Source organism: Faecalibacterium tardum (assembly GCF_040096515.1).
Taxonomy (GTDB): domain Bacteria; phylum Bacillota; class Clostridia; order Oscillospirales; family Ruminococcaceae; genus Faecalibacterium; species Faecalibacterium tardum.
The window spans coordinates 1-4,530 of sequence record NZ_JBBMEO010000063.1 but is presented as its reverse complement, the minus strand read 5'-3'; the positions used below and the strand labels follow the sequence as shown (position 1 = coordinate 4,530).

Sequence of the window (4,530 nt, the reverse complement as noted above, 5' to 3'; positions counted from 1 at the left end):
TCAAAGCCAGCAACCGTAATGTCGGCCTGTGGATATAGTTTTTGGGCGATGCGTCCGGTGATGGAATCCAGTTCCACGCCGTATAAGCGGCTGTCCTGCATGGTGTCCGGCAGCATACCAAAGAAGTTGCCCACGCCCATGCTCGGCTCCAGAATGTTGCCGCTGCGGAAGCCCATTTTTTCGACTGCATCATAGATAGCGCGGATAACGGTTGGGCTGGTGTAGTGGGCATTCAGAACAGAACTACGGGCAGCAGCATATTCATCTTCGGAGAGCAGTCCTTTCAGTTCGGTATACTCTTTTGCCCAGTTGTCCTTGTCAGGGTCAAAGGCATCCGGCAGACCACCCCATCCAACATACTGCGAAAGCATTTCCTGCTCCTCGGCGGTGGCTCCACGATGCTCCTGCTCCAGAGTGCGCAGGGTTTGGATTGCTTCAATATTGCGGGCGAATTTCTGTTTGGGGCCTCCGATGCCCAAATTATCATCCGTGATGTGAAAATTTCCGGCAGCTTCCGGCACAGGTTCGGCGTTCAGAGCTTCGTCTGCGGCAGCGGCATCCGGGAATGTCTGCCATTCGCCGTTGACCTCTACAGAAATAGGCAGCTTGTCCAGTGATTCATCAGACGTAGGCTCATTCCGTCGCAGACTGTCCTCGAACTGCTGCTTGTTGAGTACCTCGTTATCCCACGACTGCCCATGCGCGCTGGTGTCGATGCGCACATCGGTTTCGTCAACATAGCCGATTTTGCCTTCGATGGTTCGGGTGGGAAGGTCAACAACAACTTCGTCACCGACCTTGTAATCAACAGCCTTTTCAGGAGAAACGTCAATAATTTCATCCTGCTGCTGTTCATACAGTTCCCGGATATTGGGCAACCGTTCAACCCGGAAGATGGGCTGTCCGCTGTTGGTCAAGTCCATGTCCTGCAAGCTGACGGATTTGAACATGAAGTTGACGTGATCCACACGGAAATCCCGGCCATCTAGCTTGATGATGATGCCGATCGGCAGATAATCTTCCTCTCGCAGATATTTTGTCTGATGGTGGGTACCATCTCCGCCCTGTCCGGCTAGATAGATGCTGTTGCCCTCGGCCCACAGCTTCTGCGATTTTGCTACCCACTCTCTGCGCAAAAAGCCGGTCACTTTGACTTTTCCCAGCGCATTTTCCTGTGACAGCAAATTAGAACGAAAAACTTCCTTTACAGTGATTGCATCTTTGTCATAGAACAGAAAATATCCGCCCAGTTCAAAGCCAATCAGGGTATTGGGGTACTGCTCTTTCAGAGCATTGTATTCGGCAGCGGCATCACCATCCAGCATTGGGAGCTGTCGTTCCGCTTCCTGCACGGCGGCACGATGCTCTTTTTCCTTATCGGTCAGGTAGCGGTCAGACTGAATCATCAGGTCGATGTATTTCTCGACCTGTGTCCAGCTTAACGTAACCTTTTGATGATCCGGGTAGTGGTCAAATTCAAGTCCTTTTCCATCATGATTTACAAAACCGCTGCTGCCATCCAGAAAATCCTGCGAATGTCCGCCGATGCCGTACTCTTTCGCCAATGCTTTAGCGCGGAGTTTGCGGTCGGGCTGTGTCTGGTACAGTTCGATGATCCGCTGCTTGCCATCCTGAAAACCGGAACCATGCTTGCGCAGTTCATTCTCAATTTCAGCCTGCGACAAAACAAAAGCGGAGGGCGATTTTTCGCTCTCCGCTCGGTCGATATGTTCAATTTGCTGGGCTTCGGTGGGGATGACGGCATCCAGAAAACTTAGCTGTAGATCAGTTCCGTCCGAATCACTTCCTCGACCTGCTCCTGTAGGCTGTTCATGTGCTGTACCCACGCCATCTGATTCTTCTCCTTGTCCGGGGCCGGGTTCTTCGCCAGCAAATCGGCCATCAGTTGCTTCTTCATCGCTGCTGCGGTCTGCTCCAGTTCGGTCAGGGTCGGGTACAGGCTCCCGTTCAGGAGCATCGTGTTGTACAGCACCGGGCGCTGTTGCCTCAGAAAGCTCAGGCGCATCCTGCCGTACTTGCCCAGCGGGGTCTTCGGCTGATGCAGGGTCAGGTTCGGGAGAAGATAATCCCCGGTCTGCGTGTAACTCAGATTGCTGCTCATATTCATGCTGGCTCCTTTCATTGTTTCGGCGGCGAATGGTGGTTTTTACGGTGCGCTCGATGTTCCGCAACACCTCTCGGCTCATGTCGCTGACGGCTGCGCCGAGGGCGTAGACACTATCCGGGGTAGAGAAATTGTAGATTGCCTGAAAATCGTCCTTGTCGAACCACCCGGCAGGCTCAAAGCCGCAGCGTTCCAGCAGCGTGTAGGTGACACTCATTGCTGCTGCGCTTTTGAACTGCATCTCCACCCCGGCTTCATCATAATCCATCAGGAGCGAGCCGTCAACGATGGCACGGATGTCGCCGCCGTTGTTGTCCCAGTAATCCGCCACCAATTTTCCGGCAACATCGGCAAGCTGCTGGCTAACACGCTCTCCGCTGATGCCGTAGATAGCGGCGAGCATTTCCGAAACAGGCTGTTTCAGATCATCGTTGTACTGCCACACCTCCGGGTCACGGGAATTACGGCGCACACCGGTGTCCGACACATCGAAAACGTAGTGCAGGCGCGGGAATCCGCTGGATTCGTCCAACAGGGCGATGCCCTTGGAGCCACGCCGGACATACCGGTTCATGCGGTTGTTCCAGATGTCGTAATCGGCGCAGGCTGTGGCATCGGGTCGCTGAGCGTAGATCATCAACTGGTCGGGAAAGCTGTACTTGTACAGCCGGGATGCGGTGGTCAGATAGTCCGTCCAGCTTTCCCAGTACCGAGTCAAGCCGTTCGCCGTGCGCTGGGCAAGGGCGAGATATTCTTCGGTTTTGCTTGGCATTTTGGCCTCCTTCTTCAGATTTTAGGGTATAAAAATAGCGGGCAACCGTTTTGAGGGTCGCCCGCAAGGGATGTAATAAAAATCGATTATTGAATATTGTTGTCCTTTATGAATTTCATGATGCAGCAGCCCATCACGATGACGGGAAGCACGGTTCGTAAACCGAGGTCGCCGACCCGCACATTTACATCAATCACAAGCCCTGCAAACCATGCCGCTAAAGTGAAAACAGTTGCCCATCCGTAATTCATAGAACTGTACTCCTTCCTATGTGAATATTCAAAACTCTCTTCTCAGCTTCAGCTTTCATAGCTGCCCGCAAGGAACTTACATTTATTCGACTCGAATGTTTACCGGATTCAGTGTAAGGTTGCCTCCGCCCGCCACCTTATACCATTTGCCTCTTTCGAGTTTGATTCTTTCCGTTACGCCCTGTGTAATATATCCGATTCTGTATTTTTCTCCAGTCTCTACATCGGTAAAGACCACCTCAGTATCACAATCACCGCTCACTTTTACAGTTCCCCAAAGTGGCTGTATTTGTTCTGTCTTTATGGTGCCTTCATCGTTTGAAAGGGTGAAAGTATGGCTTCTCTGAATATTGATATAAATCGCCACCAGAAAAACCGCTGCCAGACATAAGGCAAACTTTCTTGTTTTCATCGAAACACCTCCTGTAAATTCGGTTTTATCGAGTCATATCACATAAGTGGATGCTTCAAACTTACAGCTCAGTTTCCACTGCAAGCTGCTCCTGCTTCTCTTTTTCATCAGCGATTTGGACATCAACATCTTCGCGCATCTTTTTCAGAAGTGCAAGGACTCTCTTGATTTGATCCTTGGTATTCTCCACTCTGCTCTGTGCCTGATTGATGTGATCCAGAACTGCCCAGTCTGCAAAGAGGCCGTCAAAGAAGAAATCTGCAAATTTCAGAAAGCTGTCTACCGTGACCTGAAGGTCTGCGGTGATCTCAACATCGGCAAGCTCAGTTTTGAACCGCCGCAGTTCCACTTGAAGCTGTTCGATTTGTTCCTGCGCATCGTCCAGTTCCGCATACTTGGCGAGATCCACCCCCAGACCACCACCCATCACGTCCCATGTACTCCAGCCCTCGGCATTGTCGAGGGTTTCCAGAACTTCGTTGACCGTATGCAGGGCAGTCTTTCCGGCGTTGATGGCCTCTAGCAGCTCCCGCTTTTGGACTTTCAGCGCGGCAATGCGACTTTCACTTTCCGCAACCTGCTGTGCGGCAGGGTGGGCAGAAACTTTGATGCTTTTGATTTTTTCGGAAAGAGCAGCTTGATACTGCCTTTCGCAATCGGACAGCCGTTCCAGTCTATTTTGAATCTGCTCCAAGTCGGCATCAACGGAAGAAAGATCATGGAGAGCCGCATCGTACTTGACACGGGCTGCATAGGCTTCCTGCCGTTCTTTGTCCAGCTTTTCATCCATTTTTCCAATCACTTGATAGAAAAATGCGGCAAGGCTGTGTCCCTCCAGACGGTCCACATCAGCCTGCTCTGCCAGCTTGGATTTTTCCAGCTTTTTCAGGCGATCAGCAAGCGTATCTCTCTGGGCGGTCAGTTCTTTCTGTTTTGCTTCGCAGCTTTTCTTTTCAGCGACCTGCTGCCA

At 51.6% G+C, this 4,530-nt stretch carries 4 protein-coding genes; all 4 read right to left on the bottom strand.

Annotated features, from left to right (window positions below):
* Positions 1–2,897: MutS N-terminal domain-containing protein (locus WMO44_RS15165; RefSeq protein ID WP_494337433.1), on the bottom strand; the 2,897-nt coding region annotated here is incomplete at its 3' end.
* An 86-nt stretch (positions 2,898–2,983) separates the two neighbouring features.
* Positions 2,984–3,148, bottom strand: coding sequence for a hypothetical protein (locus tag WMO44_RS14375; protein ID WP_173014779.1), 165 nt, complete (start codon positions 3,146–3,148; stop codon positions 2,984–2,986).
* A gap of 82 nt (positions 3,149–3,230) precedes the next feature.
* Positions 3,231–3,560 carry a hypothetical protein gene (locus WMO44_RS14370; protein WP_112149035.1) on the bottom strand — a complete coding sequence of 110 codons (330 nt, stop codon included), beginning with the start codon at positions 3,558–3,560 and terminating at the stop codon, positions 3,231–3,233.
* Between the two features lie 61 nt (positions 3,561–3,621).
* The coding region (locus tag WMO44_RS14365) for a hypothetical protein (RefSeq protein WP_349152989.1) at positions 3,622–4,530 on the bottom strand (909 nt) is incomplete at its 5' end.